28 protein-coding genes are annotated in these 24,825 nt (G+C 61.9%); 11 read left to right on the top strand and 17 right to left on the bottom strand.

Annotated features, from left to right (window positions below):
- Nucleotides 1-182: 182 nt before the first annotated feature.
- Entirely contained in the window at nucleotides 183-1,157 is a 975-nt protein-coding gene (cysK, locus tag P2T68_RS09170) for a cysteine synthase A (RefSeq protein ID WP_024074066.1), read from the bottom strand.
- 126 nt (nucleotides 1,158-1,283) lie between these two features.
- On the opposite strand from cysK, the gene P2T68_RS09165 reads away from it, so the two are divergent.
- The 3 genes from P2T68_RS09165 to P2T68_RS09155 all read left to right on the top strand — a co-directional run bounded on the left by P2T68_RS09165 (nucleotide 1,284) and on the right by P2T68_RS09155 (nucleotide 4,501).
- Entirely contained in the window at nucleotides 1,284-2,360 is a 1,077-nt protein-coding gene (locus P2T68_RS09165; protein WP_024074065.1) for a DUF748 domain-containing protein, read from the top strand.
- A 117-nt stretch (nucleotides 2,361-2,477) separates the two neighbouring features.
- The gene (locus tag P2T68_RS09160; protein WP_003210690.1) at nucleotides 2,478-3,323 is read left to right on the top strand and encodes a MoxR family ATPase; all 846 of its coding nucleotides are present in this window, start codon (nucleotides 2,478-2,480) and stop codon (nucleotides 3,321-3,323) included.
- Nucleotides 3,323-4,501 carry a VWA domain-containing protein gene (locus tag P2T68_RS09155; RefSeq protein ID WP_024074064.1) on the top strand — a complete coding sequence of 393 codons (1,179 nt, stop codon included), beginning with the start codon at nucleotides 3,323-3,325 and terminating at the stop codon, nucleotides 4,499-4,501. Before P2T68_RS09160 ends, P2T68_RS09155 begins: the two co-directional genes overlap by 1 nt.
- A gap of 36 nt (nucleotides 4,502-4,537) precedes the next feature.
- On the opposite strand, the gene P2T68_RS09150 is transcribed toward P2T68_RS09155, so the two are convergent.
- From P2T68_RS09150 to P2T68_RS09135, 4 genes are all read right to left on the bottom strand, one after another.
- Nucleotides 4,538-5,077 (bottom strand): hypothetical protein, encoded by a 540-nt coding sequence (locus tag P2T68_RS09150; protein ID WP_069075437.1) that lies wholly within the window; start codon nucleotides 5,075-5,077, stop codon nucleotides 4,538-4,540.
- 120 nt (nucleotides 5,078-5,197) lie between these two features.
- On the bottom strand, nucleotides 5,198-6,106 hold the full coding sequence (locus tag P2T68_RS09145; protein ID WP_069075438.1) for a biotin-dependent carboxyltransferase family protein: 909 nt from the start codon (nucleotides 6,104-6,106) through the stop codon (nucleotides 5,198-5,200).
- Entirely contained in the window at nucleotides 6,103-6,807 is a 705-nt protein-coding gene (locus P2T68_RS09140) for an allophanate hydrolase subunit 1 (RefSeq protein ID WP_277379265.1), read from the bottom strand. Before P2T68_RS09140 ends, P2T68_RS09145 begins: the two co-directional genes overlap by 4 nt.
- On the bottom strand, nucleotides 6,804-7,544 hold the full coding sequence (locus tag P2T68_RS09135; protein ID WP_024074060.1) for a 5-oxoprolinase subunit PxpA: 741 nt from the start codon (nucleotides 7,542-7,544) through the stop codon (nucleotides 6,804-6,806). Before P2T68_RS09135 ends, P2T68_RS09140 begins: the two co-directional genes overlap by 4 nt.
- 175 nt (nucleotides 7,545-7,719) lie before the next feature.
- On the opposite strand from P2T68_RS09135, the gene P2T68_RS09130 reads away from it, so the two are divergent.
- On the top strand, nucleotides 7,720-8,634 hold the full coding sequence (locus P2T68_RS09130; RefSeq protein WP_024074059.1) for a LysR family transcriptional regulator: 915 nt from the start codon (nucleotides 7,720-7,722) through the stop codon (nucleotides 8,632-8,634).
- Between the two features lie 123 nt (nucleotides 8,635-8,757).
- On the opposite strand, the gene P2T68_RS09125 is transcribed toward P2T68_RS09130, so the two are convergent.
- Genes P2T68_RS09125 through P2T68_RS09115 form a run of 3 tightly spaced genes read right to left on the bottom strand, consistent with a single transcriptional unit; the run spans nucleotide 8,758 to nucleotide 10,655 of the window.
- Nucleotides 8,758-9,300 (bottom strand): DUF2937 family protein, encoded by a 543-nt coding sequence (locus P2T68_RS09125; RefSeq protein WP_024074058.1) that lies wholly within the window; start codon nucleotides 9,298-9,300, stop codon nucleotides 8,758-8,760.
- A gap of 11 nt (nucleotides 9,301-9,311) precedes the next feature.
- Nucleotides 9,312-10,088, bottom strand: a complete 777-nt coding sequence (locus P2T68_RS09120) for a class II glutamine amidotransferase (protein ID WP_024074057.1) — start codon at nucleotides 10,086-10,088, stop codon at nucleotides 9,312-9,314.
- A gap of 30 nt (nucleotides 10,089-10,118) precedes the next feature.
- Complete coding sequence (locus tag P2T68_RS09115) at nucleotides 10,119-10,655, bottom strand: hypothetical protein (protein WP_024074056.1); 537 nt, start codon at nucleotides 10,653-10,655, stop codon at nucleotides 10,119-10,121.
- Between the two features lie 21 nt (nucleotides 10,656-10,676).
- On the opposite strand from P2T68_RS09115, the gene P2T68_RS09110 reads away from it, so the two are divergent.
- Both P2T68_RS09110 and P2T68_RS09105 read left to right on the top strand, forming a co-directional pair.
- Nucleotides 10,677-12,731 carry a S9 family peptidase gene (locus tag P2T68_RS09110; RefSeq protein ID WP_150293012.1) on the top strand — a complete coding sequence of 685 codons (2,055 nt, stop codon included), beginning with the start codon at nucleotides 10,677-10,679 and terminating at the stop codon, nucleotides 12,729-12,731.
- A 66-nt stretch (nucleotides 12,732-12,797) separates the two neighbouring features.
- Nucleotides 12,798-13,271: a cyclic nucleotide-binding domain-containing protein gene (locus tag P2T68_RS09105; protein WP_024074054.1), complete on the top strand. Its 474-nt coding sequence runs from the start codon at nucleotides 12,798-12,800 to the stop codon at nucleotides 13,269-13,271.
- On the opposite strand, the gene P2T68_RS09100 is transcribed toward P2T68_RS09105, so the two are convergent.
- Nucleotides 13,268-13,546, bottom strand: coding sequence for a hypothetical protein (locus P2T68_RS09100; RefSeq protein ID WP_041160864.1), 279 nt, complete (start codon nucleotides 13,544-13,546; stop codon nucleotides 13,268-13,270). The genes P2T68_RS09105 and P2T68_RS09100 overlap by 4 nt on opposite strands.
- Before the next feature lie 78 nt (nucleotides 13,547-13,624).
- On the opposite strand from P2T68_RS09100, the gene P2T68_RS09095 reads away from it, so the two are divergent.
- On the top strand, nucleotides 13,625-14,311 hold the full coding sequence (locus P2T68_RS09095) for a spermidine synthase (RefSeq protein ID WP_024074052.1): 687 nt from the start codon (nucleotides 13,625-13,627) through the stop codon (nucleotides 14,309-14,311).
- Between the two features lie 132 nt (nucleotides 14,312-14,443).
- Here P2T68_RS09095 and P2T68_RS09090 read toward each other — a convergent pair whose 3' ends face one another.
- The gene (locus P2T68_RS09090) at nucleotides 14,444-15,364 is read right to left on the bottom strand and encodes a ParB/Srx family N-terminal domain-containing protein (RefSeq protein ID WP_193690329.1); all 921 of its coding nucleotides are present in this window, start codon (nucleotides 15,362-15,364) and stop codon (nucleotides 14,444-14,446) included.
- Between the two features lie 151 nt (nucleotides 15,365-15,515).
- Between P2T68_RS09090 and P2T68_RS09085 the strand changes: the two genes are divergently transcribed.
- The 3 genes from P2T68_RS09085 (at nucleotide 15,516) to P2T68_RS09075 (ending at nucleotide 17,070) form a co-directional block, all read left to right on the top strand.
- Complete coding sequence (locus P2T68_RS09085; RefSeq protein WP_003210675.1) at nucleotides 15,516-15,890, top strand: YajD family HNH nuclease; 375 nt, start codon at nucleotides 15,516-15,518, stop codon at nucleotides 15,888-15,890.
- 293 nt (nucleotides 15,891-16,183) lie between these two features.
- Nucleotides 16,184-16,651 (top strand): RNA methyltransferase, encoded by a 468-nt coding sequence (locus P2T68_RS09080; RefSeq protein ID WP_003210674.1) that lies wholly within the window; start codon nucleotides 16,184-16,186, stop codon nucleotides 16,649-16,651.
- Between the two features lie 68 nt (nucleotides 16,652-16,719).
- On the top strand, nucleotides 16,720-17,070 hold the full coding sequence (locus P2T68_RS09075; RefSeq protein WP_024074050.1) for a DUF2892 domain-containing protein: 351 nt from the start codon (nucleotides 16,720-16,722) through the stop codon (nucleotides 17,068-17,070).
- Between the two features lie 83 nt (nucleotides 17,071-17,153).
- Here the strand turns inward: P2T68_RS09075 and P2T68_RS09070 are convergent, their stop codons facing one another.
- Together P2T68_RS09070 and P2T68_RS09065 are read right to left on the bottom strand one after the other, a co-directional pair.
- Complete coding sequence (locus tag P2T68_RS09070; RefSeq protein WP_024074049.1) at nucleotides 17,154-18,374, bottom strand: hypothetical protein; 1,221 nt, start codon at nucleotides 18,372-18,374, stop codon at nucleotides 17,154-17,156.
- A 13-nt stretch (nucleotides 18,375-18,387) separates the two neighbouring features.
- Nucleotides 18,388-18,837 carry a YcgN family cysteine cluster protein gene (locus P2T68_RS09065; RefSeq protein WP_024074048.1) on the bottom strand — a complete coding sequence of 150 codons (450 nt, stop codon included), beginning with the start codon at nucleotides 18,835-18,837 and terminating at the stop codon, nucleotides 18,388-18,390.
- Nucleotides 18,838-19,125: 288 nt separating this feature from the next.
- Between P2T68_RS09065 and P2T68_RS09060 the strand changes: the two genes are divergently transcribed.
- Nucleotides 19,126-19,719: a nitroreductase family protein gene (locus P2T68_RS09060; protein WP_024074047.1), complete on the top strand. Its 594-nt coding sequence runs from the start codon at nucleotides 19,126-19,128 to the stop codon at nucleotides 19,717-19,719.
- Between the two features lie 48 nt (nucleotides 19,720-19,767).
- Here the strand turns inward: P2T68_RS09060 and P2T68_RS09055 are convergent, their stop codons facing one another.
- From P2T68_RS09055 to P2T68_RS09035, 5 genes are all read right to left on the bottom strand, one after another.
- Nucleotides 19,768-20,700, bottom strand: coding sequence for a D-2-hydroxyacid dehydrogenase (locus P2T68_RS09055; RefSeq protein WP_024074046.1), 933 nt, complete (start codon nucleotides 20,698-20,700; stop codon nucleotides 19,768-19,770).
- A 107-nt stretch (nucleotides 20,701-20,807) separates the two neighbouring features.
- Nucleotides 20,808-21,101, bottom strand: coding sequence for a YcgL domain-containing protein (locus P2T68_RS09050; protein WP_024074045.1), 294 nt, complete (start codon nucleotides 21,099-21,101; stop codon nucleotides 20,808-20,810).
- A complete protein-coding gene (gene rnd / locus P2T68_RS09045) occupies nucleotides 21,098-22,231 on the bottom strand; it encodes a ribonuclease D (RefSeq protein ID WP_102625243.1) in 1,134 nt (377 codons plus the stop codon). Before rnd ends, P2T68_RS09050 begins: the two co-directional genes overlap by 4 nt.
- Before the next feature lie 122 nt (nucleotides 22,232-22,353).
- The gene (locus P2T68_RS09040) at nucleotides 22,354-22,953 is read right to left on the bottom strand and encodes a class I SAM-dependent methyltransferase (protein WP_024074043.1); all 600 of its coding nucleotides are present in this window, start codon (nucleotides 22,951-22,953) and stop codon (nucleotides 22,354-22,356) included.
- A gap of 101 nt (nucleotides 22,954-23,054) precedes the next feature.
- Complete coding sequence (locus P2T68_RS09035) at nucleotides 23,055-24,425, bottom strand: glutamine synthetase family protein (protein WP_024074042.1); 1,371 nt, start codon at nucleotides 24,423-24,425, stop codon at nucleotides 23,055-23,057.
- Nucleotides 24,426-24,825 lie beyond the last annotated feature (400 nt).

The following is a 24,825-nucleotide window of genomic DNA, read 5'->3' as shown; positions in this document are numbered from 1 at the left end:
TTTTTAACTGACACACCGCGGTGCGTGGTTTTGGGGCTGCTACGCAGCCCAACGCGGGGCAAGCCCGCTCGCCACAACAAACCTGCTCGCCACAACAGGCCCGCTCGCCGCAACAGGCCCGCTCGCCGCAACAAGCCTGCTCATCCCACAATAACCCCATCTACTTGCCACAGGCGATCACATCAAGCCTGGTTTTCCTGGTCGGTAAACAAATCGCTGAACAGCATGCTCGACAGGTAGCGCTCACCGGAGTCCGGCAGGATCACCACGATGGTCTTGCCCTGCATTTCCGGTTTTTCCGCCAGGCGCACGGCCACGGCCATGGCCGCGCCGCAGGAAATACCGCACAGGATGCCCTCTTCCTGCATCAGGCGCAGGGCCATCGCCTTGGATTCCTCATCGGTCACCAGTTCCACACGGTCAACCATCGACAGGTCGAGGTTTTTCGGCACGAACCCGGCGCCGATGCCCTGGATCTTGTGCGGGCTGGGCTTGATCTCCTCACCGGCCAGCGCCTGCGTGATCACCGGCGACACCATGGGTTCGACGGCCACCGACAGGATCGGCTTGCCCGCGATGTTCTTGATGTAACGCGACACACCGGTAATGGTGCCGCCCGTCCCCACCCCCGCCACCAATACATCCACGGCGCCATCGGTGTCGTTCCAGATTTCCGGGCCGGTGGTTTTCTCGTGGATCGCCGGGTTGGCCGGGTTGTCGAACTGGGCCGGCATAAAGTAGCTGGCCGGGTCGCTGGCGAGGATTTCGCCGGCTTTCTCAATCGCGCCCTTCATGCCCTTGGCCGGTTCGGTCAACACCAGTTCGGCACCGAGGGCCTTGAGCACTTTGCGCCGCTCGATGCTCATGGACGCTGGCATGGTCAACACCAACTTGTAGCCACGGGCCGCGGCAACGAAGGCCAGGCCAATACCGGTATTGCCGGAAGTCGGCTCGACAATGGTCATGCCCGGCTTGAGTTTGCCGGTGCTTTCGGCGTCCCAGATCATGTTTGCGCCAATGCGGCACTTCACCGAATAACCTGGGTTACGCCCTTCGATCTTGGCCAGGATGGTCACGCCACGCGGTGCGATACGGTTGATCTGAACCAGGGGCGTGTTACCGATGGAGTGCGCGTTGTCTGCAAAAATGCGGCTCATGGCGGGTCCTATTGGGCGATTTCAAGAAAGGTTCCAAGGGTATGCCTCGTGCCGCCAAGCGTCCAGTCAGAGGAACGTTGCGCGTGTCCCAACAGTCCATCTCCTACCCGCAAGGAGAACTGCCCCATGAAACGTCGCTACAGCTGGCCACTCTGGACCATTGCCGGATTACTGGTGGTCCTGGTCGCCGTGAGCATCGCGCTGCCCTATCTGGTGCGTAACTACCTGAATGACAAGCTCGCCGACATGGGCGATTACCGCGGCCAGGTTACCGACGTGGACCTCGCGCTGTGGCGTGGCGCGTACAGGATCAACGGCCTTGAGATCATCAAGGTCGACGGCAAGGTGCCCGTCCCGTTCGTCAAGGCGCCGCTGATCGACCTGGCAGTAAGCTGGCACTCTCTTTGGTACGACCACGCGGTGGTGGCCAAAGTGCTGTTTATCCAGCCCGAAGTGAACTTCGTCGACGGCGGCGCCAACAAGCAAGCCTCCCAGACCGGTAAAGGCACCGACTGGCGCGAGCAGCTGAGTAAGTTGGCCCCCATCACCCTCGATGAGGTGCGTATTGAGGACGGCAAGATCGCCTTCCACAACTTCAGTTCCAAACCCGTGGTGAAGATCGACGCGACCGACGTCAACGCCAGCTTCTACAACCTGACCAATGTGGTGAACGTCAAAGGCCGGCGCGACGCGCGGTTCGACGGCAAGGCCCTGCTGCAAGGCCAGGCCCCGCTGGAAGCCACCGCCACCTTCGACCCGCTGAGCAATTTCGAGAATTTCGAGTTTCGCTTTCGCGCCAGGGACTTGCAGCTCAAGCGCATGAATGACTTCGCCTCGGCCTATGGCAAGTTCGACTTCAAGGCCGGTACCGGGGATGTGGTGATCGAGGCCCAGGCGGAAAAAGGCCAATTGACCGGGTACATCAAGCCGCTGCTGCGTGATGTAGAGGTCTTCGACTGGCAGCAGGATGTGGAGAACAAGGACAAGAACATCTTTCGTTCGATCTGGGAGGCCGTGGTGGGCACCAGCGAGACCGTGCTGAAGAACCAGGCGAAGAACCAGTTCGCCACCCGCGTGGAACTCAGTGGCAGCGTGCATCAGCAAAATGTCAGCGCGTTCTCTGCATTTTTGGCGATTTTGCGTAACGGTTTTATCCAAGCATTCAATGCGCGCTATGAACAGCCCAAGCCCAGTGCTGACTGAACCACGCGCCTAATGGATGTGTGACCCGCCATTCAGAGACTGAATAACCCGTCTGCGTTCACAGTCGCCGGGGCCGCGCGGTATAGTCCGGGCATTGATGAATTCGAGGAATGACCGATGAAGTTCGAAGGCACCCAGGCCTACGTTGCCACCGATGACCTGAAACTGGCCGTCAACGCTGCCATCACCCTGGAGCGCCCGTTGCTGGTCAAGGGCGAGCCGGGCACCGGCAAGACCATGCTCGCCGAGCAACTGGCCGAATCCTTCGGTGCCAAGCTGATCACCTGGCACATCAAGTCCACCACCAAGGCCCACCAGGGCCTGTATGAGTACGACGCGGTCAGCCGGCTGCGCGACTCGCAATTGGGCGTGGACAAGGTGCACGACGTGCGCAACTACCTGAAGAAGGGCAAGCTCTGGGAAGCCTTCGAGTCCGAAGAGCGGGTGATCCTGCTGATCGATGAAATCGACAAGGCCGACATCGAGTTCCCCAACGACCTGCTGCAAGAACTCGACAAGATGGAGTTCTACGTCTACGAAATCGACGAGACCATCAAGGCCAAGAAACGCCCGATCATCATCATTACCTCCAACAACGAAAAAGAGCTGCCGGACGCGTTCCTGCGCCGCTGCTTCTTCCACTACATCGCCTTCCCCGACCGCACCACCCTGCAAAAGATCGTCGACGTGCACTACCCCGACATCAAGAAAGACCTGGTCAGCGAAGCGCTGGACGTGTTCTTCGACGTGCGCAAAGTACCGGGCCTGAAGAAAAAGCCCTCCACCTCCGAACTGGTGGACTGGCTCAAGTTGTTGATGGCCGACAATATCGGCGAAGCCGTGCTGCGCGAGCGCGACCCCACCAAGGCCATCCCGCCCCTGGCCGGTGCCTTGGTCAAGAACGAGCAAGACGTGCAGTTGCTGGAACGTCTGGCGTTCATGAGCCGTCGCGGTAATCGCTAATGTTGCTCAACCTGTTCAACGAGATGCGTGCCGCCAAGGTGCCGGTGTCGGTGCGCGAGCTGCTCGACCTGATCAACGCGCTCAAGCAGCGCGTGACCTTCGCCGACATGGACGAGTTTTACTACTTGGCCCGGGCGATCCTGGTGAAGGACGAGCGGCACTTCGACAAGTTCGACCGCGCCTTCAGCGCCTATTTCAACGGCCTGGAAAAGCTCGACGACCACCTGCAGGCGCTGATCCCCGAAGACTGGCTGCGCAAGGAATTCGAGCGCTCGCTGAGCGACGAAGAACGCGCGCAGATCCAGTCCCTGGGCGGCCTGGACAAGCTGATCGAAGCGTTCAAGAAACGCCTGGAAGAACAGAAGGAACGTCACGCAGGCGGTAACAAGTGGATCGGCACCGGCGGTACCAGCCCGTTCGGCTCCGGCGGCTACAACCCTGAAGGCATTCGCGTCGGCGACGCTGGCAAGCGCCAGGGCAAGGCGGTAAAAGTCTGGGATCAGCGCGAGTACAAGAACCTCGACGATCAGGTCGAGTTGGGTACGCGCAATATCAAGATCGCCCTGCGCCGCCTGCGCAAGTTCGCGCGCCAGGGCGCTGCCGAAGAGCTGGATATCGACGGTACCATCGACCACACCGCCCGCGATGCCGGGCTGCTGAATATCCAGATGCGCCCGGAACGGCGTAACACCATCAAGCTATTGTTGCTGTTCGATATCGGCGGCTCGATGGATGCCCACGTAAAAATCTGCGAAGAACTGTTCTCGGCGTGCAAGACCGAGTTCAAGCACCTGGAGTATTTCTACTTCCACAACTTCGTGTACGAGTCGGTGTGGAAGAACAACCAGCGCCGCACGTCGGAACGCACCTCCACCCAGGATCTGCTGCACAAGTATGGCGCCGACTACAAAGTGATCTTTATCGGCGATGCGTCGATGGCACCGTATGAAATTACCCAGGCCGGCGGCAGCGTCGAACACTGGAATGAAGAGCCGGGGTATGTGTGGATGCAGCGCTTCATGGCCAAGTACAAGAAGCTGATCTGGATTAACCCGTATCCCAAGGATACGTGGGGTTATACGGCATCGACGGGGATTGTGCGGGAGCTGGTCGAGGATCAGATGTATCCGCTCACCTTGCGCGGGCTGGAAGAAGGGATGCGGTTTTTGTCGAAGTAGCCGCAACCTGTAGCCCTCGAAGCTACAGGTTTGCTTTCAGCAGCGCTCGGCGTCGATCCAACCGAACTTCAGAAACAGCGCGGAAAACTGTTTGAGCAATTCAGCATCCTTGTGGGTGACCTTGCCGTCATTATTGACATCCTGATTGATCGAAACACTGCCTAGGCCATTGTCGTCCCCGTAAATCGCCGCGGTGTAGACAATGCTTTCATCCGTAGGTGCGCCCTCGCCCTGGTGAAAGTGCAGACGCACGGTGTCGGGTATGCCGTTGCCGCCAAAGTCGCGGGCAAACACCTTTAAGTATTTGTCGAAAGGTGCGTCGAGGCTGAACCAATTGAACTCAACAAACAATTGGGCCAGTTCAATTGCCAGTGCCCGGTCGACGGCATCGATGACGCCATCCTGGTTCACATCATCGGCAATCACCCAATCCAGCTGCCCGTCATCGGTAATATCGAAGGCCGTGGCCTGCCGGACGAGAGTCGGGGTGTGGGTATCGTCATGAAACTCCAGACTGACCACATCGGGCACATCATTATCGAGGACATCCTGTGCATAGATTTTCAAGTAGCGCATGTTGGAACCCTAGTGAATGAAGCACTAAGACTTCCACATGCACCCACTCGAACCAAGACGGCAATGCCCATCAGGCATGTGAGACTAATCCTGACCGTCATTCGGGCGCCATAACAGCGCTCAAATGAACCGGCGTAAAAAATCCACCTGCTGCCGATGCGCCGTTTCCTGCACCACCGGCGCCAGCCTCACCTTCTCCCCCGGCAGGCACTGCGCCAGGCGCGCCAACGCCAGTGGCGTCAACGCGCCCAGGCGCGGATAGCCGCCGATCGTCTGCCGATCATTGAGCAACACAATCGGCTGCCCATCCGGCGGCACCTGGATCGCGCCCAACGGAATCCCTTCGGAAATCAGTGACGGCCCCTGGTACTGCAACGGCGTGCCCAGCAAGCGCATGCCCATGCGGTCGGCGCGACTGTCCAGAGTCCAGTCGGTATTGAAGGCATCGAACAGGCTCTGGCCGCTGAACTGACCAATTTGGGCGCCGACGATCACATCCAGCGGCGCCTTGGCTGGCAACGCCGGCGTGCTCAGCACTTTCATCGCTGCGCCGGTACCGGAATAGGCCAACCGCGCGCCTTCGGCCAACGCCTCGCCAAAGCCGTTCAAGCCACCCAGTTCCTCCCGTACCACGGTGGCGCAACTGCCCAGCACATCCGGCGCATCAAACCCACCCGGTGCAGCCAGGTAAGCCCGCGCGCCGCTGAACGGTTGGGTAAAGCGCAAACGCTGACCCTTTTGCAGGATAAAACTGCGCCCAGGGCTGATCGCACGCTCATCGATGTAGGCGCCCAGGTCCGCGCCGGCCAAGGCCAGCAAGCAATATTCCTCGGCCTGTACGGTAAAGCCGCCGAGGGTAATTTCCACCACCGGCGCATCCAGCGCATTGTCCAGCAGCCAATTGGCCCAGGACATCGACACCCAATCCAGCGCACCGCCCTGGGTCACGCCCAGGTGGCGCACGCCAAAACGTCCGGCGTCCTGCAACAAGCACAGCGGGGTGCTGGCCTCGATGATCAAGCGGCTCATGCCTGCGCCTCCAACGGCGTGTCATCGCCACCCAGGTTGATAAACTCGGCGTGGCTGACGGCGGCAAAACGCACCGTGTCGCCCGGTTGCATCAGGCTGTAGCCGTCGCGCTCGCGGTCAAACAACTTGGCCGGGGTGCGGCCAATCAGGTTCCAACCACCAGGGGAGACCACCGGATAGGCGGCGGTTTGCCGTTCGGCAATGCCCACGCTGCCGGCCGCCACGCGTTTGCGCGGGGTGTTGAGACGCGCAGTGGCGAGGGCTTCGTCCACCAAGCCCATAAAGGCAAAACCGGGAGCGAAGCCGAGGGCAAATACCTGGTATTCGTGGGCACTGTGGCGGCGGATGACATCCTCCACCGAAAGGCCGCTGCGCCGGCTGAGCAAGCTCAGCTCAGGCCCGACGCTCAGGTCATACCACACCGGCAGCACATGGCACTGGCCACTGCCCTGGGCCTGGGGTTGCAGGCCGGTCAGCGCCTGGTCGATCAATCCCCGTGCTTGCGCCGGGCTCAACGCAGTGAGGTCGTAATGCACCATCAAGGTGGTGTAGGACGGCACCAGATCCACCAGCGCCGTGCCAAAACCGCTGCGCAAGCGCTGGGTGGCGGCGAGCATCCACGGCATGTTGGCTTCGGCAATCACCTCGAACAGACGCACCATCAGGCAGTCGATCGCCACCACTTCAATCCGTGGCTTCATGCTGACTTCAATGCCTCGCGGATGCGCTGCACGGCGGCGATCGAACTGGCGTTGTCACCGTGCACACATAGGGTGTTGGCCTGCAAGACCAACGGGCTGCCGTCGCTGGCGGTCAGGGGTTCGCCACGGGAGAGGGTCAAGGATTGCTGGACGATGACCTCCGGATCGTGGTGCACCGCACCCGGCAATTGACGCGAAACCAGATGACCGTTGGGATCGTAGGCACGGTCGGCGAACGCCTCGAACCACAGGATCACCCCGTATTCGTCACCCAGCGCCTGGGCCGCGCTGTTGTCGCGGGTGGCCAGCAGCATCAGCGGCAGGTCGCCGTAGGCGGCCACGGCCTGGATCACTGCACGCAACTGCGCCGGGTTGGCCATCATGTCGTTGTACATCGCGCCATGGGGTTTGACGTAACTGACACGCCCGCCCTGGGCGCGGCAGATGCCCTCCAGCGCGCCGATCTGGTAGTGCAACAGGTCCTGGATTTCCTGGGGGGTGTAGGCCATGGAACGGCGGCCGAAACCTTGCAGGTCCTGGTACGCCGGGTGCGCGCCGACCTGTACGCCGTGTTTGAGGGCCAGGCTGACGGTCTTGCGCATGATGCTCGGGTCGCCGGCATGAAAACCGCAAGCCACGTTGGCGCAATCGATGAACGGCATGACCTCGGCATCCAGACCCAGGGTCCAGTTGCCAAAGCTTTCGCCGATGTCGCAGTTCAATAGCAGGCGGCTCACGGTGGTTGCTCCTGTAGGCTTTGTTTTTTTGTAGTGTGGGATTTTTTACACAGAACTCGCAACTTGTCCTGATACCCCAACGACGCTTATCGTGGAATGGCTCGATTTTTGGCGTTTGCCCGGTGCGGCGTCCAACTAATAAAAACCGATCCATGCATAAGAAAAAGTTGATCCCATGAATTTGAAGTTCCTCGAAACCTTCGTCTGGGTGGCCAAGCTCAAGAGTTTTCGCCTGACCGCCGAGAAGCTGTTCACCACCCAGGCCTCGATTTCCAGCCGCATTGCGGTGCTGGAGAGCGAACTGGGGGTGAAGCTGTTTCTGCGTGATTCGCGGGGCGTGAGCCTGACCCCGGAAGGCTTGAAGGTGCTCGATTATGCCGAGCAGATGATGGTGACCATGCAGGGCCTGAAGCAGTCCCTGGAGACCACCAGCAGCAAGGTCGGGCGCATCCGTATCGGCGCGATGGACACGGTGATCCACACTTGGCTGAGCCCATTGGTCGCCGAATTGATGGACCAGTTCCCGCGGGTGGAAATCGAATTGATCGCCGATACCGCACTCAACCTCAGCGATCAGCTGCAAAAAGGCTTCCTCGACCTGATCCTGCAAACTGACCTGCTCCGCCTGGAGACCGTGCGCAGCCTGGAACTGGCCAGCCACCCCATGGCCTGGATCGTCGCCAGCCAATCGATCTACAACCGCGACTACGCGTCCCTCGCCGAACTGGCCCAGGAACGCATCATCACCTACTCGAAAAACTCCCACCCCCATCAGGACGTGCTCAGCCTGATGCAGGCCAATGGCGTTGCCGCGCCACGGATGAACTGTGTGAATTCGGTATCGGCGATTACCCGCCTGCTGCGCGATGGCTTCGGGATTGGCGCACTGCCACCCGTGCTGGTCATCGAAGAACTGGCACGCGGTGAATTGGTGATGTTGCCCATGGCGCAGAAACTGCCGAACTTGCAGGTGGTGGTGTCGTGGCGCGTGGGGGTGGAGTTGGTGGAGGAAATTGTGGGGTTGTGCCAGAAGGTGGTGGCCAGGTATGCCGAAGAGGTTGGCGAAGAGCGGATGGTGCTCAGCAACTGAAGGAACCCAATCCAATGTGGGAGGGGGCTTGCCCCCGATAGCAGTGTGTCAGTCAATACATCAGTGACTGAACCACCGCCATCGGGGGCAAGCCCCCTCCCACATTTAGACTTGCGGTGACCGTTACAGGCCCTTGAGGTCCCGCTCTTCAATCGGCCGGCTCTGACGCAGGCGCTTGCCGCCCAACACCACCCAGTCGATCAAGCGGAACAGGCACTCCAGGCCAAACGACAGCAACATCGCCCCACCCAGGCCCCAGCCCATGGCCTCGGGGGTCAGCAGGATCTGGTAGCTGTAGCCGTTCCAGGTTTCCAGGCGAATATCCGGGTCGGCGGCCACCGCCACTTGCAGGGCGCGGATGTACCACGGGCCTTGCATGGCCTGGAATTGCTTGTCCAACGCCACCTGGCGATCGAGCATCGCCCCCAGGCTCTTGGCATCGCTCTGGAACACCGGGTCGTCGCTGGCGCGGTAGTGGGCCACCAGGGCCTGCAAGTCGCCATTGAAGAACTGCTGCGCAGTGGACTCAAACCCGCGCAGGCCGGTCTGGGCCTCGATCAGGTGGGCTTCGACGCGCTTGGCGTAGTCGTTGATAAAACCCGGCACTTGCACACCGACCAACAAGCCAATGGCAAACAGCACCAGTCGCAAATAGCTGAGCAACATAATCGATGTCCCTACTCGGTAATGCCCTGGCTGACGCATTCACCGCGTCGCCACAGGCTCCATTGGCCCGGTTCGTAGCGGGTCCAGTTTTCGTTGTCGGTCAGCGGCTCGGTGGCAATCACCGTGACCACATCATTGGGGGTGGTTTCGGCCTGAAAATCGACAATCACGTCGACATCTTTCAGGCGTGCCGGGCCAAACGGGGCGCGTCGGGTGATCTGCGCCAGTTTGGTCGAGCAGTAGCAGAACAACCAGTCGCCATCGCTGAGCAGGCAGTTGAACACGCCTTTGCTGCGGTATTCGGCGCAGGCGGCGATCAGGTCCGGCAGCATCTGCTCAATATCGACTGGCTCCGGGAATGCCTCGCGTACGCGGTTAAGCAGGTCGCAGAACGCCGCCTCGCTATCGGTATCACCCACCGGGCGGTAGAACGTGGCGCGCGGGTTGAAGTCCGCCAACTGGCCATTATGGGCGAAACACCAGTTGCGCCCCCACAGTTCGCGCACGAACGGGTGGGTGTTGGCCAGGCTCACCTTGCCGACGTTGGCCTGGCGGATATGGCCGATCACCACTTCACTCTTGATGGGATAACGCTGCACCAGCAGCGCGACTTCCGATTCGCTGCTGGCGGCCGGGTCCTGGAACAGGCGCAGGCCACGGCCTTCGTAGAAGGCAATGCCCCAACCGTCGCGATGGGGCCCGGTACGCCCGCCGCGCTGCATCAGCCCGGTAAAGCTGAATACGATATCGGTGGGGACGTTGGCACTCATGCCCAATAATTCACACATGCCAGGGCTCTCGCTGCAGGGCGGACTACGTTAAAGGCGCGGTTCGACCCGCATACCGCTCACCGGCGCCGGGCGACGGAACGGTTCATCGTCTTCGTCTTCCGGCTCGGCAGCCAAGGCGGCATCGACCGCGGCCTTGCGCTCACGGCGGGCCTTGGCGGCACGCTCGATGGGCCAACGGATCAACACGATGACGATATACACGCCAAAGGCGATCATCGTGTACATGAACAGATCGGAGACGGCCCGCCAGGCGTTATTGCCGACCTTGAGCACCAGGTCCATCGCGGTGATGGCCACGGCCGGGGCGAACTGGGTCTTGACCGGATCGACGATGGTCGGGCTGAACAGCAGCACCGCCATCAGCAATTGCAGCGGCTCGCGCAACCAACGCCAGATCCAGCGGGTCATGCGCCACCACACCAACAGGCAGCCCAAAGCGGCGAAGGCGTAAAGGCCCCAAGCGGTCAGATAGTCGTTCTCGGTCATGGTGTCCATGGCAACGTAGGCAAACAGGCGGCTATGATAACGGCTTTTGCGTGTCGCGGCTGCAATGGCTGCCACCATCCGCCAGACAGAGAGTGATCCATGCCTTCATCGACCCACATCACTGCCGCCCCGATTGCCCGCAAAGCCCCAGGCCAGGACCCGTACGCCTGGCTGCAAGAGCGTGACAGCGCTGAAGTGCTCGATTACCTCAAGGCCGAAAACGCCTGGCTGGAAGCCCAACTCGCCGACCAGCAGGCCCTGCGCGAAACCCTGTTCGAGGAGATCAAGGGGCGCATCCTCGAAACCGACCTGTCGCTGCCCTCCCCTTGGGGCCCGTACCTGTACTACACACGCACCACCGCCGGTGACGAGTATGCCCGCCACTACCGCTGCCGCCGCCCGGCCGACGACAGCAACCAGGTGGACGCCAGCAGCGAAGAGCTGCTGCTGGACCCCAACGCCCTGGCCAACGGTGGCTTCTTCTCCCTCGGCGCGTTCAGCATCAGCCCCGACCACCAGCGCCTGGCCTACAGCCTCGACACCAATGGCGAAGAGATCTACACCCTGTACGTGAAGGAATTGGCCACCGACAAAGTCAGCGAACTGGCGTTCGACAACTGCGACGGCAGCATGACCTGGGCCAATGACAGCCTGACCCTGTTCTTCGGCGAGCTGGATGACACCCACCGCCCACACAAGCTGTATCGCTACCGCCTGGATGGTACGGCCGCGCAGGAAGTGTTCCATGAGCCCGACGGGCGTTTCTTCCTGCACTGCTACCGCTCCAGCTCAGAGCGCCAGTTGCTGCTGGCCCTGGGCAGCAAGACCACCAGCGAAATCTGGGCCCTGGACGCCAACCAGCCGCACCTGGACTTCACCTGCCTGGCACCACGGGTCGAGGACCATGAATACGATGTCGACCACGGCCAACTGAATGGCGCGTGGACCTGGTTTATCCGCAGCAACCGTGATGGCATCAACTACGCCCTGTTTGTGGCGACCGACATTGGCGACGTGCCAACCGAGGATGAGTGGCAGAACCTGATCCCCCACAGCGACGAGGTGATGCTCGACGGCGTCAGCCTGAACGCCTACGCCATGACCCTGAGCCTGCGCATCGGCGGCCTGCCGGTGATCGAAGTACACCCCCAAGGCGTGCCGGCCTATCGCGTGGAATTACCCGACGCCGCCTACAGCCTCTACGTCCAGAACAGCCTGGAATTCGTCAGCGACAAGATCCGCCTGCGCTATGAAGCCCTGAACCGCCCGGCCCAGGTCCGCCAGTTGGAACTGGCCAGCGGCGTGCAGCAGGTGCTCAAGGAAACCCCGGTACTAGGCGTGTTCAACGCCGATGACTACGTCAGCCGGCGCCTGTGGGCCACCTCCGCCGATGGCACCCAGGTGCCGATCAGCCTGGTGGTCAAGCGCGACCAACTCGGCAAGCCGACGCCGCTGTACCTCTACGGTTACGGCGCCTACGGCCAGAGTCTGGACCCGTGGTTCTCCCACGCCCGCCTGAGCCTGCTGGACCGTGGCGTGGCGTTCGCCATTGCCCATGTGCGCGGCGGCGGCGAGCTGGGTGAAGCCTGGTATCGCAACGGCAAGCAGGAACATAAGCAGAACACCTTCAGCGACTTTATTGCCTGTGCCGAACACCTGATCGCCGAGGGCCTGACCACCGCCCAGCAACTGGTGATCAGCGGCGGCAGTGCCGGTGGCCTGTTGATCGGCGCGGTGCTCAACCAACGCCCCGAGCTGTTCCAGGCGGCGATTGCCGAAGTGCCGTTCGTCGACGTGCTCAATACCATGCTCGACCCGGAACTGCCGTTGACCATCACCGAGTACGACGAGTGGGGCAACCCCGAGGAGCCCGAGGTGTACGCACGCATCAAGGCCTACGCGCCGTACGAAAACGTCAGCGCCCAGGCCTACCCGGCCACGCTGGTGATCGCTGGCTACAACGACAGCCGCGTGCAGTACTGGGAAGCGGCCAAGTGGGTGGCGAAGCTGCGGGCGACCGCCACCTCCGACAACCTGCTGCTGCTCAAGACCGAACTGGGCGCCGGCCACGGCGGGATGAGCGGTCGCTACCAGGGAATTCGTGACGTAGCACTCGAATATGCATTTGTGTTCAAGGTGCTGGGGCTGGTGTAAGGAACTTCGCGGAGCGGTCCTGTCTGAACACAGGACCGCCACCTTTGATGGACCAAGATTGCAGCCATGGCACTACCGACGCTAATGAACACCGAAATCCGCGACATGCTCATGGACTGCGGCCTGTTCGACCCGTTGTTGCCGGAAGACTTTCACGTCGCCGCCGGCTACTTCAATATCAGCAGCATTGCCGAGGGCGAGGTGATTTTCCTCGAGGGCGATGCTGGCACCTTCATGTGCATCCTCCACAGTGGCCAGGTGGCGGTACAGAAAACCAACCACAATGGCCAACGCCTGACCATCGCCACCCTGCGCAGTGGCCGGGCCTTCGGTGAAATGGCGGTGCTCGACGGCGAGCGACGTTCCGCCAGCTGCGTGGCCGCCAGCGACTGCGTCTTGTTGAGCCTGGGCAAGGACGCCCTGGAAAAGATGCTCAATGAAACGCCCCGTGTGGCGGCAAAGATCATCCGCGCAATCGCCATCGCGTTGTCCAAGCGCCTGCGCATGGCCGATGGGCAATTACTGTCCCAACAGTTTTAACCGCCGGGCGACTTCGGCTTGCTGTCGTTCTGCTGCAAGCCGGGCACCGTCTGGTCCTTCGGCGGCGTCGGCAATACGATCGGCGCCAAGGCGGGGGAGCCGTTGGTCTTGGGCACGGCCGGCGGGGTGACTTGCGGGTACAACGTCGGCGTCGGGGTGCCCGGTGCGCCTGGGGTTGGCGCTGGCGCGACCGGTACGGTTTGTAACTCCTGAGCCTGCGCCGCACCCAATGCGAGCGCGCTCAACACAATGACCGTTAGAATGCTGCACTTCATCGATGGCTCCATGGCCTGACCGGAATGTCGTAAGGCTACTCCCAACCGCGCAAGAATGCCCTTCCCAATGAGATTTCCATGAAACGTTTCGTTCTGCTCGACACCACCCCGATCCCCGATAACGGCGGTGCCTTGTGCCTGTTCGAGTACGGTGAAGATTTTGTCATCAAGATCCAGGGCGGTGACGGCGGCCAGTTGATGAACACGCGCATGCACGGTTCCGAAGACGCCCTGGCGGAAATTCCTTGCCGAAAAGTCGCCGGCCGCCCCGGTTCGCGGGTATTGATTGGCGGCCTGGGCATGGGCTTCACCCTGGCGTCGGCGCTCAAGCATTTGGGCAAGACCGCCGAGGTGGTGGTGGCTGAACTGGTGCCGGGCGTCGTGGAGTGGAACCGCGGGCCCTTGGGGGAAAAAGCCGGGCGCCCGCTGCTCGACCCGCGCACGCTGATTCGCCTGGAAGACGTGGCCAAGGTGCTGCAGGCCGAGCCCCAGGGCTTTGACGCGATCATGCTCGATGTGGACAACGGCCCCGAAGGCCTCACGCAAAAAGCCAACAGCTGGCTTTACTCCGCCGGTGGCTTGGCGGCCTGCGCCAAGGCCCTGCGGCCCAAGGGCGTGTTGGCCGTATGGTCGGCCAGTGCCGACAAGCTGTTCAGCGACAAACTGCGCAAGGCCGGTTTCAAGGCCGAGGAAGTGCAGGTGTTCGCCCATGGCAACAAGGGCACCCGGCACACCATCTGGATTGCGGAAAAGCTCAAGGGCTGAGCACCATTAACCAAACGCTGAAAATCCAATATGGGAGGGGGCTTGCCCCCGATGGCGGTCTATCAGTGCCAGGTGCAGTGACTGATCCATCGCTATCGGGGGCAAGCCCCCTCCCACATTTTTGATCCCCGATCAGTGGTGGGATTTGCGGTAATCGATCACATACGGCACTTTTTTGTCGAAGGTCTTCTCCAACTCATCGCGGTCCAACTGGGGCATGCCGCCCAGTTGATGGGCGGTAAAGCCGCTATCCCCCACCTGTGAACCCGGCGCCAGGCTGACCATGCGCTTGGCCACCGCTTCGATGGCATCCTTGTAGCCGCCTTTCTTGTTCAGGTTGTACTGGCCCAGGTCCACCTGCGTGCGCAGCCAGTTACCCCAATAGAACTCCAGGAACTCCGGCGCGATCTCCCCAGCATCCGGCTTGCCATAGGCGGCCTTGCGGGTGAAATACACCAGGCTGCGGAAGGTGTCGTCCTGCAGGTTCTTGAACCCCAGGTGCGCCGGCAGTTGCTCCGGTGGCAGGGTCTGGCCTTGGTTGTCCTTGAGCCAGACCTTGCGGGCCGCTTCCATGCGCTGCCAGAAGCTCGCCATGTTCGGGCTGTTGCTGAAGTCGTCGGTGACCTTGACCCACATCTTCAAGCGCGGGCCGCCGCCGGGCACTTCCCACAAGGTGGTGAAACTGTGGTGACCGTCGGTCAGGTACAGCTGCCCGGCTGGGCCGACCACCACGGTTTTCATGTCCTCGGGATGGGTGCCCACCGGGTCCTTGCAGGTGAAGCTGTCGGGCTGGTGCAGGTCAGCCTTGCCGGGCACCTTGTCGGCCTCGCCCTGGCCATTGGTTTCGCAGTACTCATCGAAGACCTTGGCGGGCTTGTCGGCAAACAGCCCCAGGCTGTAGTAGATCTGGTCGAACCCCACCACGGCCTGGGTGGGGTGCAACTGGTCGAGGGCCACCTCGATCACCTGGCCGGGCTTGGGCGTGGAGAACGCCTGGGCTTGCGCCGTGAGGGCGCAGAGTAGAAGTGCAACTGTCCATGTAGGTAAATGCATAGGTTTCAGATCCTTATGAATTGAGTGAACCGATACTACAAACGATCGCCGGCGCCAGGCTGTACGGTTGCTGAAAAAGCCAGCGGTCATTTGCCCCGCAAGCGGCTAGAATCAACGCTATCCGTGACCCACCAAACAGCCAGGAGCCATGATGAGCTCGACCAACCCGCCCTCCCACACCGCCAAGCTGGACCGCATCCTTGCCGATGCCCAACGCGACCGGGAAATGGGCTACCGCGACAAAGCCCTGAAAATGTACCCCCACGTGTGCGGCCGTTGCGCCCGTGAGTTCGCCGGCAAACGCTTGAGTGAACTGACCGTACACCACCGTAACCACAATCATGATGACAATCCCCAGGACGGCTCCAACTGGGAACTGCTCTGCCTGTATTGCCACGACAACGAACACTCGCGCTACACCGATCAGCAGTACTTCGGCGAAGGCTCCACCAGCAGCCCGACGATTGCCAAGGCCACGCACAACCCGTTTGCGGCGTTGGCGGGGTTGATGAAGAAAGACGACTGAAATCCTTGTGGTGAGCAGGCTTGTTGTGGCGGGCACAGCGCTATCTATTTGTGGCGAGCGGGCTTGCCCCGCGTTGGGCTGCGCAGCAGCCCCAAAACCAGCCGCTCCTGCAATATCTGATACACCGCATTTTGCTTTATTGGGGCTGCTGCGCAGCCCAACGCGGGGCAAGCCCGCTCGCCACAACAAACCTGCTCGCCACAGTAGGCCTGCTCACCACAGAAAGCCTGCTCGGCCCAAAGTCGTCGCCATTGCCCGTATAATCGCCGCTTTTATCCAAGGCACCCTTCCCCGTGGGCAATAAACGCTACAGCTGCATCGGTCTGTATAACCCAAAATCCCCCGAAAACGTCGGCTCGGTGATGCGTGCCGCCGGCTGCTACGGCGTGGCCTCGGTGTTCTACACCGGCAAGCGTTACGAGCGCGCCCGGGATTTCATCACCGACACCAAGAAGGTCCACCACGACATTCCGTTGATCGGTATCGATGACCTGAAGAAGATCCTGCCGCTCGGTTGCATCCCCGTCGCCGTCGAGCTGGTGGAGGGCGCCCGCCCGCTGCCCGAATACACCCACCCCGACCGCGCGCTGTATATCTTCGGCCCGGAAGACGGCTCGCTGGATAAAGAGATTCGCGACTGGTGCGAAGACGTGATCTACATCCCGACCACCGGCTGCATGAACCTCGCCGCCACTGTCAACGTGGTGCTCTACGACCGCCTGGCCAAGGGCAATAACACCCGCTCGGGGCCCAAGTACTGATTTTTCGGGAACATCCGCCGCCTGCAAACAGTCAGCTGCATATCACTAGCCCTTGTTGGAGACAGATCATGAGCGACAGCAAATCCCTGCGACCCATCATCGAACACACCCCTTTTGAAACCCGCCCCACACAGAACGTGCATGGCTGGGAACGCATCGGCTCGGTGGCGGGTGGCGTGATAATGGTTGGCAAAGGCCTGCGTCGTGGCGGGATTTTCGGGCTGATTCAGGTGGCCATTGGGGGGGTGGCACTGACCCGTGGTTTTACCGGACACAGCACGCTCAAGGACAAGCTGGAACAAGGTCGCCAGGAAATGAACAGCGTACGCACCAAGATCGAACGCGCCGGTGCAGAGCTGAAAAACCTCAAGACCAAGGCCGAAGTGGCGGCTGAGAAGGCTACAAAAACCGCGGGGTGATCCAAGCCTTCGGTGAGGTGGGGATCCAAATGTGGGAAGGGACTTGCCCCCTCCCACATGTTGCTTGATGCATGGCTCGGATTTCAGCGTAACAACTTGCTGTCGAGCACCACCGACGATTCGCCGATGATGCTCTCGGCCAACTGCACAAACTCCGCGGTAGTGATGCTGTTCGCACGCATCACCGCCTGGGCCAGGTCATCGAGGGAACGCTTGTTGTGGGTTTTCACGCGGATCTCGCGGTCCAGCTCCTGCATCACCACCACGGCCCGCGCCACAATCGCTCCGCTGACGTGCTCGCCGCGCAGGCTGGTGACGTCCTTGCCTTCCTTGGCCAGCCTGGCCTGTATCGCCGCATACCGTTCATCGGTGATGCCTCCGGCACGGCGCACCAGTTCAATGGCGTAGTACTCTCCCAGGCCTTCGCTGATCCAGTCACTGGTGTCATGGTCGTTGAAACGGCCAATCGCCTGCACCACTTCGCGAATCAACGGGCTGCTGCCATTCTCGCTGACCAACGGCGTGCGGCTGTTGAGGTAGATCGAGTCGCGCGAAGAGAACACACCCCGGCGCATCGGGTCGCTGGCGCCGACCACCAGGAGCTTGGCGGGATGGCGTGGAAAGGCGGTTTCCACTTGCGGCCAGACGAAGGTCAGCAGCGTCAGCACATCCATGCGGCGCATGGCCTGGCCCTTGGGCGAGGCCACTGTGACTTCGGTTTCGCCCAGGCGCACACGGCGGCTGCCCAGGTTGCCGGCGAGCATCCAGCCAGTGGGGCGGTCGAACAGGCGTGAAACGTTGTCAATGCGGAACTTGTTCTTGCCAATGCGCGGCCAGGCGGTTTCGACGCTCTTCCAGCCGGCCGGCAGCTCGAACGCCAGGCGCGACACCAGCTCGACGCCATCCTGCTGGTCAAGCCGTGCAGTGGGCACCAGGTCTTCACCGCGAAACAGCGCCCAGCTCGGCGTCATCCGTGTGTCATACAGGCCCGGCTTGCGTGCGTGGGTGAGGCGTACGCGGTAGGTCAGGCTGGCCTTGTCGGCGCTGGGCTGCCACACGCCACGGTGGCCACTGACTTTCCATTGCCCATCGGCCTTGAAGTCGCTGTAGTCGCCGTCATGGCCCAGGTCGAAGTTCAGGCTGCGCACCGCCGAACCCTGGGACAGGCTCACGCGGACTTCGGCCTGATCGCTCAGGGGCAGCAGCTTGACGTGATAATCCAGGTCGACTTTCTTCGCGCACCACGCCGGCATGCTCAGCGTCAGCAACACCAGGCTTGTCGCCAGCTTGGTTCCCACGGTCATACACACTCCTTTTTCAGCCGGCGCGGAAGATCAGGTAATCCTCCCAGTCATCTTCGGGCACGCTGCCTTCGCTGAGCATGCGCCCCGACTGGGAAATGCGTTCGTGGTGCACGGCGTCGCGGTCGCCGCAGACCAGGTGGTGCCACAGCGGCAGGTCCTTGCGCTCGCTGACCAGGCGATAGCCGCAGGTGGGCGGCAACCATTTGAACTGGTCAGCCTGGCCCGGGGTGAGCTGGATGCAGTCAGGCACCGAGTCGCGGCGGTTGGGATAGTCGGTGCACTGGCAGGTTTTCAGGTCCAGCAGTTTGCAGGCGATGCGCGTGTAATAGACGCTGTTGTCGTCTTCGTCCTCAAGCTTTTGCAGGCAGCACAGGCCACAGCCGTCGCACAACGACTCCCACTCCTCTTGGTCGAGCTGCTCAAGGGTTTTGCGTATCCAGAAGGGTTCGACTTTGGCGGCCATGGCTCTACATCAGTATCGGAATGTGAAAAGGCCGCCAGTCTAGTGCCCATGGCCCCCGCGGCCAAGCGCTTACGACTGGCGGTGTTGCAAGACTTGTCAGCGACTATTCATCGCAGTAGCTTTGTGGGCCGCAAAGGCCCCGTATCGTGAGCCATAAATGCGTGACCGCATTGCCCCGATGCCCTATGGAGCCTTGAAAAAACCTTCGCCGAGCGCATCGGTGCGCCGTTTTTTTGAATCTGCGCCTGCCTGTCCAACCGTACCCATCATCGTCGTCAGGAACTGTTCATGAGCACAAACCCACGCGTTGCCGATTACCCGATCCACACCCAGTTCACCGAACGCTGGTCGCCGCGCGCCTTTACCGGTGAAAGCATTCCGCAGGAAACCTTGCTGAGTTTCTTCGAAGCCGCCCGCTGGGCGCCGTCGGCCTACAACTCGCAGCCATGGCGCTTTCTCTATGCGCGCCGTGACACGCCGGACTGGGAGCGTTTCCTCGGCCTGCTGAACGAATTCAACCGTGGCTGGGCACAACATGCGTCGGCCCTGGTGATCATCGCCTCGAAGACCGACTTCATCGCCCCCGGCGCCACGGAAGAAACCCCGGCGCTGTGGCACACCTTCGACACCGGCTCGGCCTGGGGCCACCTGGCGCTGCAAGCCAGCCTCAGCGGCTGGTACACCCACGGCATGGCCGGCTTCGATCAGGAGCTGACCCGCAAAGAGCTGAAGATTCCTGAGGGTTACGCACTGCATGCGGCGGTAGCCGTGGGCAAGCTGGGCGACAAGTCGACCCTGCCTGAGTACCTGCAAGGCCGTGAAGTGCCGAGCCCGCGCAAGCCGTTGAGCGAGCTGGTGTCGGAAGGTGACTTCAGCCTCTGAAACTGTGGGAGGGGGCTTGCCCCCTCCCACATTCTTTCCCGCGTCAGGTCAGTAACCGCGCTCGAAATCCACTTCGCCGCGCAAGGCCTGCTTGGCCTGATACGCGCGCACGTTCTGCACGAACAGATCCACCATCATCCGTGGCGAGGTTGGCGCCGAGCTGTGCCCGGTCAACAGCAGGCCCCAGGCGGTCCAGAACGGGTGGCGTTGCGGCAGCGGTTCCTGACGGCAGACGTCGATGACCGCGCCGGCCAGGTGCCCTTCCTTCAAGGCCTCGACCAAGTCGGCATCGACCACGGCCACACCGCGCCCGACGTTGATAAACAAAGCGGTCGGCTTGAATTGCTTGAACAGTGCCGCGTCGTAGAGGTCATGGGTATTGGGCGTGTTGGGCAGCAGGTTGATCACATAATCCGCCTCCCCCACCAGGCGGCCCAACTGATCAGGCCCGGCCACTTCGATAAACGGCGCCTGTTCCCGAGCGGTGCTGGCGACGCCGTACAGCTTGACGCCAAACGGCACCAGGAACTCGGCCACGCGCTGACCGATATCACCGGTGCCGACGATCAGCGCCGTGCGCCCCGCCAGGCTCTGGCCCATGCGGTTGTCCCACTTGCGCTCGACCTGACTGACCAGGCGCGCCAGCACTTCGCGTTCATGGCCAAGCATGTAGGTGAGGACGAACTCCGCCATGACCTGGCCAAAAATGCCCACGGCGCGGGTCAGGCGATAGTCGCGCGGCAGGCCGTCGGCCAGCAGCGGCGTAATGCCGGCCCAGGTCGACTGCAGCCACTGCGGGTGGTGGCCTTGGCGCAGCAGGGTCGCCAGCAGGTCCGGCTGGCCCAGCCACACCGGGCAGTCGGCGGCCAGGCGCGACAGTTCGGCCGAATCGCCGCTGGTCAACACCTCAAGGTCAGGGGCCGCTTCGCTCAGCAACTGGGCGTAGAGCGGGTGATCCTGTTCAGCAATCAGAACACGCATGGTTCAAACCTTTCAAAAACAGTGCAGACGGCCGCCCGCTTCCCTACGGCCACCGCCCACTCATACGATTGCGTTGAATACGGTGCCCTGGACAGGGCACTGACCGATCACATCGGATCGTTGCGTCGCAACAGCTCTTCGGGCAAGTGCTCGATGTACTCGTCCTCGGCCGGCGGCATTTGCAGGTGGTAGCCCTGCTTGTCGAGGTTTTCCAGCACGACAATGATGTCTTCGCGCGACAGCTTGCGCTCCGGCGTCAGCACCATGTCGAAGGCGTGGTGCGGCTTGCCGAACGCAACCATCAACGGCTCCGGCACGCGCTCCAGAGCGTCGCTTTTCAGCACGTAGAGGTACATGCCGTCTTTTTTCAAGCTGCGATAGATGGAGCAGATACGTTTCAAGGCTGTTCTCCGGCAGTGGCCAGGCTGTCGAGCAGCGCCTGGCCCATCAACTCGCGGCGCCAGCCACGCAGCGAGTCTGGCAGTTTATAAGGCCCATCGGGGTAGCCACTTTTGACCAGGGCTTCGAGGGTTTTCTTGCGCAGCATCAGTTCCGGCGCCATGTCCAGGCGCTCGGCGAACGCCTGGCCGAGGGCGCGCAGTTGCTTGATCAGCGTGGCGGCGTCCACCGGCAGCGGTTCAGCCACGGCGGGCGGCCATTGGTCCATGGGCACGCTGCCGGCACGCTTGATCAGGTCCAGCAGGAACTGGCCGTCCTGACGCACGGTGCGCGGGTGCATGTCTTCGATTTTGCCCAGCGCGGCGAGGTTATCCGGCTGGGATTTGGCCAGGGGCCACAAGGAGTGTTCGCGAATGATGCGATTGCGTGGCAGGTCGCGGGCACGCGCTTGCTGCTCGCGCCAGGCACACAGCTCGCGCAATACGGCGAGTTGGGCACGGGACAATTTCCACGCCAGCTTGGCCTCGCGGTACACCTCGTACGGGTCGACTTCGCGGCGCAGGTTGGCCACCAGCTCGGCGCCGTCTTCCAGGACCCAGGCGTATTTGTCATCCGACAGTTGCGGGCGCAGGCGGATGTAGACCTCGGCCAGGTGCACCGCGTCTTCGGCGGCATAGCTCACCTGGGTTTCGGACAGGGGGCGTTGCAGCCAGTCCGAGCGGGTCTCGCCCTTGGGCAGGTCGATGTCGAGCACGGCTTGCACCAGGCGCGAATAGCCCATGGAGAACCCGAGGTTCAGGTACGCCGCGGCCAATTGGGTGTCGAACAACGGCACCGGCAGGCTGCCGGTCAGGCGCAGCAACACTTCCAGGTCTTCGCTGCACGCGTGGACCACCTTGATCACCGCCGGGTTTTCCAGCAAGGCCGCCAGGGGTTGCCAATTGTCGATGGTCAGGGGGTCGATCAGGTAAGCACGCTGGCCATCGCCAATCTGGATCAGCCCGGCAATGGGATAAAAGGTATCGACCCGCATGAATTCGGTGTCGAGGGCGACGAATGGCAACTGCTGCCATTCGGCGCAATGCTGGCCGAGGCTATCGTTGTCGCAGATCCAGTGAATATCGATGGCCACACGGCTCTCCCTTGAAGAATGGCGCGCAGTATATATCGCGAAGGGGACTTGCGAGCACCCGCAGTGCACACGCAACCATGAAAACTCCGACAGGACGTGAAGAATAGTCCGACAGAATCGAATTATCCTTTCTTGCGCAGTACGTAGACCCGCCACAGGCTTGAGCCCGGCAGGAACTCCTGGTAGCTCAGGACTTTAAAGCCGGCCTCGCGGAACTCGCCCTCCACACGGTCACGGGAGGCCACCGACACGATCACCGTGTCGCGACTGACCCGATGAAACTCGCTCAGCAATGCCAGGCGCGCTTCGCTGTTGGGTACATGGCGAAACAATTCCAGGCAGAAAATGCAATCCACCGCATTTGCCGACAACCCGATGGAAAACGCCGAACCCTGGAAGGTCTTGACCCGCTTGAGCAACGACGCCGGGTGATGGGTGCAGGCATGGTCGAGCATGCCCTGGGAGTTGTCCGAGGCCAGGATCACCCGGTTGACGTGCTCGGCCAACACCGGCCAGAACCGCCCCGAGCCACAGGCCAGGTCAAGGATCAGGCCGGGCTCGCCAGCGACTTTCAGCGCCTGGCGCACCAACCACTGGTCGCGCCACGATGCCAGGCGCCGACGCAGCCCGGGCGGGCGCGTGTCGCCGCAGACCCTGGCATGCTCACGGTCGCAGCGTTCGGCGTATTCAATCTCGATCGAAGAAAGGGGTTGTGACGACATCACAGGCTCATATGAGTGAAACAGTAGTGAACGACCTTGATTCGCAGCTTACCCATCGCAACGTGAAAAAAAGGTCGAAGGCGCCACTACCGTCAATCCGGTCAGGCCTGATGCAGATACCAGCGCCAATCCTGCTCTCCCACCTCCCCCATGAACTGCCGGTACTCGGCGCGCTTCACCGCCAGGTACACCCCCAGAAACTCACGGCCAAACGCCTCCTGGGCCCAGCTTGAGCCTTCGAGTGCGCGCAGGGTGGTGAGCCAGTCGGTGGGTAGCAATTCCTGGGCCTGGGCGTAGCCGTTACCTTCCACCGGGGCGCCGGGGTCGCGTTGTTCGCGGAGGCCACGGTGAATGCCGGCCAGGATCGCGGCAGCGGCCAGGTAGGGGTTGGCGTCGGCGCCGCAAATGCGGTGTTCGATATGCCGGGAGTGAGCCGGGCCGCCGGGGACGCGCAGGCTGACGGTGCGGTTATCCACGCCCCAGGTGGCGGCCAGGGGGGCATAGCTGTTGGTCTGGAAGCGGCGATAGGAGTTGGCGTTGGGGCAAAACATCAGCAGCGAATCGAGCAAGGTGCTGAGCATGCCGCCCACGGCGTGGCGCAGCAGCGGGGTACCGTCGGCGGCGTCGCTGGCGAACAGGTTGTTGCCGTCGGCGTCGGCCAGGCTGACGTGCATGTGCATGCCGGTGCCCGCCAGGTCGTCGAATGGCTTGGCCATGAAGCAGGCCGTCATGCCGTGCTGATGGGCCACGCCCTTGACCAGGCGTTTGTAGCGCACCGCCTCGTCCATCGCTTGCAGGGCGTCGTAGCGATGCTCCAGGGTGATCTCCACCTGGCCCGGGGCGTATTCGGAAATCGCCGTGCGTGCCGGAATGCCTTGCAGCTTGCAGGCGCTGTAGAGGTCGGCTAGAAACGGTTCGATCTGCTCCAGCTCGCGCAGGCCGTAGACCTGGGTCGAGCGCGGCCGACCGCCATCCACATCCCGTGCAGGCTGCGGGCGGCCGTGGCTGTCGGGTTTCTGGTCGAGCAGGTAGAACTCCAGCTCTGCGGCCATCACCGGGTAGTAGCCGTCGGCCTTGAGCCCGTCGATCACTCTGGCCAGCAAATGCCGGGGGTCGGCCACGGTCGCGGGCAAACCTTCGGTGGGGTGCATGCTGACTTGCACCGCCGCCGTGGGAATCAGACGCCAGGGCATGGGTTGCAGACTGCCGCTGATCGGGTAGGCGCGACAGTCGATATCGCCGACGTCCCACACCAGGCCGGAATTTTCCACGTCATCGCCGTTGATGGTCAGGCCCAGGATCGTGCTGGGCAACGGGCGACCGCTTTCATACACCGCCAGCAGTTCGTCGCGATGCAATAACTTGCCGCGCGGCACACCGTTGTTGTCGAGGATAAACAGCTCGAACATCTCGATGTGCGGATGCTGTTCAAGGAAAGACTGGGCTTCGTGCAGGCAGGCAAACACACTCATGGGGTTTCTCATACGGTTGCGTCAGGCAGGCGCACAGGCGCCGCCGGGCAGATGCGCACACGTGTGCGTCATCTATGGAGAGGGTCAGCGTAGGAGAGGGGTATCTGGTGGGCGCGCATGTCGGCAGTGGAACAGGGCCCAGAAAGCCAATTCGGAGGGTAACGCCTCGACATCGGTGGGACCGCTCGGCGCACACGCGCCAGGCAAGGTCTCGAGGTAAGTGTCGGGGGAACCGTCCATGGGTGAATCACAGTGATGGAGATGCCCGGCAGCGTCACATGCCTGCACAGGCGGTTAAATTCAGGCTTGACGGAGTTTGGTTGCGCGTTGGCTAAACATTCGCCCCCCTGCTGCGCGTCGCCCTGGAAGAGCGAGCTTGCCCGCGAAGGTCGTTAACGAT

The organism is Pseudomonas sp. G11, assembly GCF_029457515.1.
GTDB lineage: Bacteria > Pseudomonadota > Gammaproteobacteria > Pseudomonadales > Pseudomonadaceae > Aquipseudomonas > Aquipseudomonas gorinensis.
The sequence above is the reverse complement of the archived record's forward strand: the minus strand, read 5'-3'. Positions and strand labels throughout refer to the sequence as shown.

Bases quoted from the DNA above. Each gene is read 5' to 3' on its own strand.
- P2T68_RS09075 (WP_024074050.1), top strand. From the start codon at position 16,720: ATGAGCGACAGCAAATCCCTGCGACCCATCATCGAACACACCCCTTTT.
- P2T68_RS09065 (WP_024074048.1), bottom strand. From the start codon at position 18,837: ATGGCCGCCAAAGTCGAACCCTTCTGGATACGCAAAACCCTTGAGCAG.
- P2T68_RS09130 (WP_024074059.1), top strand. From the start codon at position 7,720: ATGAATTTGAAGTTCCTCGAAACCTTCGTCTGGGTGGCCAAGCTCAAG.
- P2T68_RS09145 (WP_069075438.1), bottom strand. From the start codon at position 6,106: ATGAGCCGCTTGATCATCGAGGCCAGCACCCCGCTGTGCTTGTTGCAG.
- P2T68_RS09110 (WP_150293012.1), top strand. From the start codon at position 10,677: ATGCCTTCATCGACCCACATCACTGCCGCCCCGATTGCCCGCAAAGCC.
- P2T68_RS09160 (WP_003210690.1), top strand. From the start codon at position 2,478: ATGAAGTTCGAAGGCACCCAGGCCTACGTTGCCACCGATGACCTGAAA.
- P2T68_RS09140 (WP_277379265.1), bottom strand. From the start codon at position 6,807: ATGAAGCCACGGATTGAAGTGGTGGCGATCGACTGCCTGATGGTGCGT.
- P2T68_RS09070 (WP_024074049.1), bottom strand. From the start codon at position 18,374: ATGACCGTGGGAACCAAGCTGGCGACAAGCCTGGTGTTGCTGACGCTG.
- cysK (WP_024074066.1), bottom strand. From the start codon at position 1,157: ATGAGCCGCATTTTTGCAGACAACGCGCACTCCATCGGTAACACGCCC.
- P2T68_RS09115 (WP_024074056.1), bottom strand. From the start codon at position 10,655: ATGGTGGCAGCCATTGCAGCCGCGACACGCAAAAGCCGTTATCATAGC.
- P2T68_RS09035 (WP_024074042.1), bottom strand. From the start codon at position 24,425: ATGAGTGTGTTTGCCTGCCTGCACGAAGCCCAGTCTTTCCTTGAACAG.
- P2T68_RS09165 (WP_024074065.1), top strand. From the start codon at position 1,284: ATGAAACGTCGCTACAGCTGGCCACTCTGGACCATTGCCGGATTACTG.
- P2T68_RS09040 (WP_024074043.1), bottom strand. From the start codon at position 22,953: ATGTCGTCACAACCCCTTTCTTCGATCGAGATTGAATACGCCGAACGC.
- P2T68_RS09125 (WP_024074058.1), bottom strand. From the start codon at position 9,300: ATGTTGCTCAGCTATTTGCGACTGGTGCTGTTTGCCATTGGCTTGTTG.
- P2T68_RS09155 (WP_024074064.1), top strand. From the start codon at position 3,323: ATGTTGCTCAACCTGTTCAACGAGATGCGTGCCGCCAAGGTGCCGGTG.
- P2T68_RS09060 (WP_024074047.1), top strand. From the start codon at position 19,126: ATGAGCACAAACCCACGCGTTGCCGATTACCCGATCCACACCCAGTTC.
- P2T68_RS09100 (WP_041160864.1), bottom strand. From the start codon at position 13,546: ATGAAGTGCAGCATTCTAACGGTCATTGTGTTGAGCGCGCTCGCATTG.
- P2T68_RS09105 (WP_024074054.1), top strand. From the start codon at position 12,798: ATGGCACTACCGACGCTAATGAACACCGAAATCCGCGACATGCTCATG.
- P2T68_RS09150 (WP_069075437.1), bottom strand. From the start codon at position 5,077: ATGCGCTACTTGAAAATCTATGCACAGGATGTCCTCGATAATGATGTG.
- P2T68_RS09090 (WP_193690329.1), bottom strand. From the start codon at position 15,364: ATGCATTTACCTACATGGACAGTTGCACTTCTACTCTGCGCCCTCACG.
- P2T68_RS09120 (WP_024074057.1), bottom strand. From the start codon at position 10,088: ATGTGTGAATTATTGGGCATGAGTGCCAACGTCCCCACCGATATCGTA.
- P2T68_RS09085 (WP_003210675.1), top strand. From the start codon at position 15,516: ATGAGCTCGACCAACCCGCCCTCCCACACCGCCAAGCTGGACCGCATC.
- P2T68_RS09055 (WP_024074046.1), bottom strand. From the start codon at position 20,700: ATGCGTGTTCTGATTGCTGAACAGGATCACCCGCTCTACGCCCAGTTG.
- P2T68_RS09095 (WP_024074052.1), top strand. From the start codon at position 13,625: ATGAAACGTTTCGTTCTGCTCGACACCACCCCGATCCCCGATAACGGC.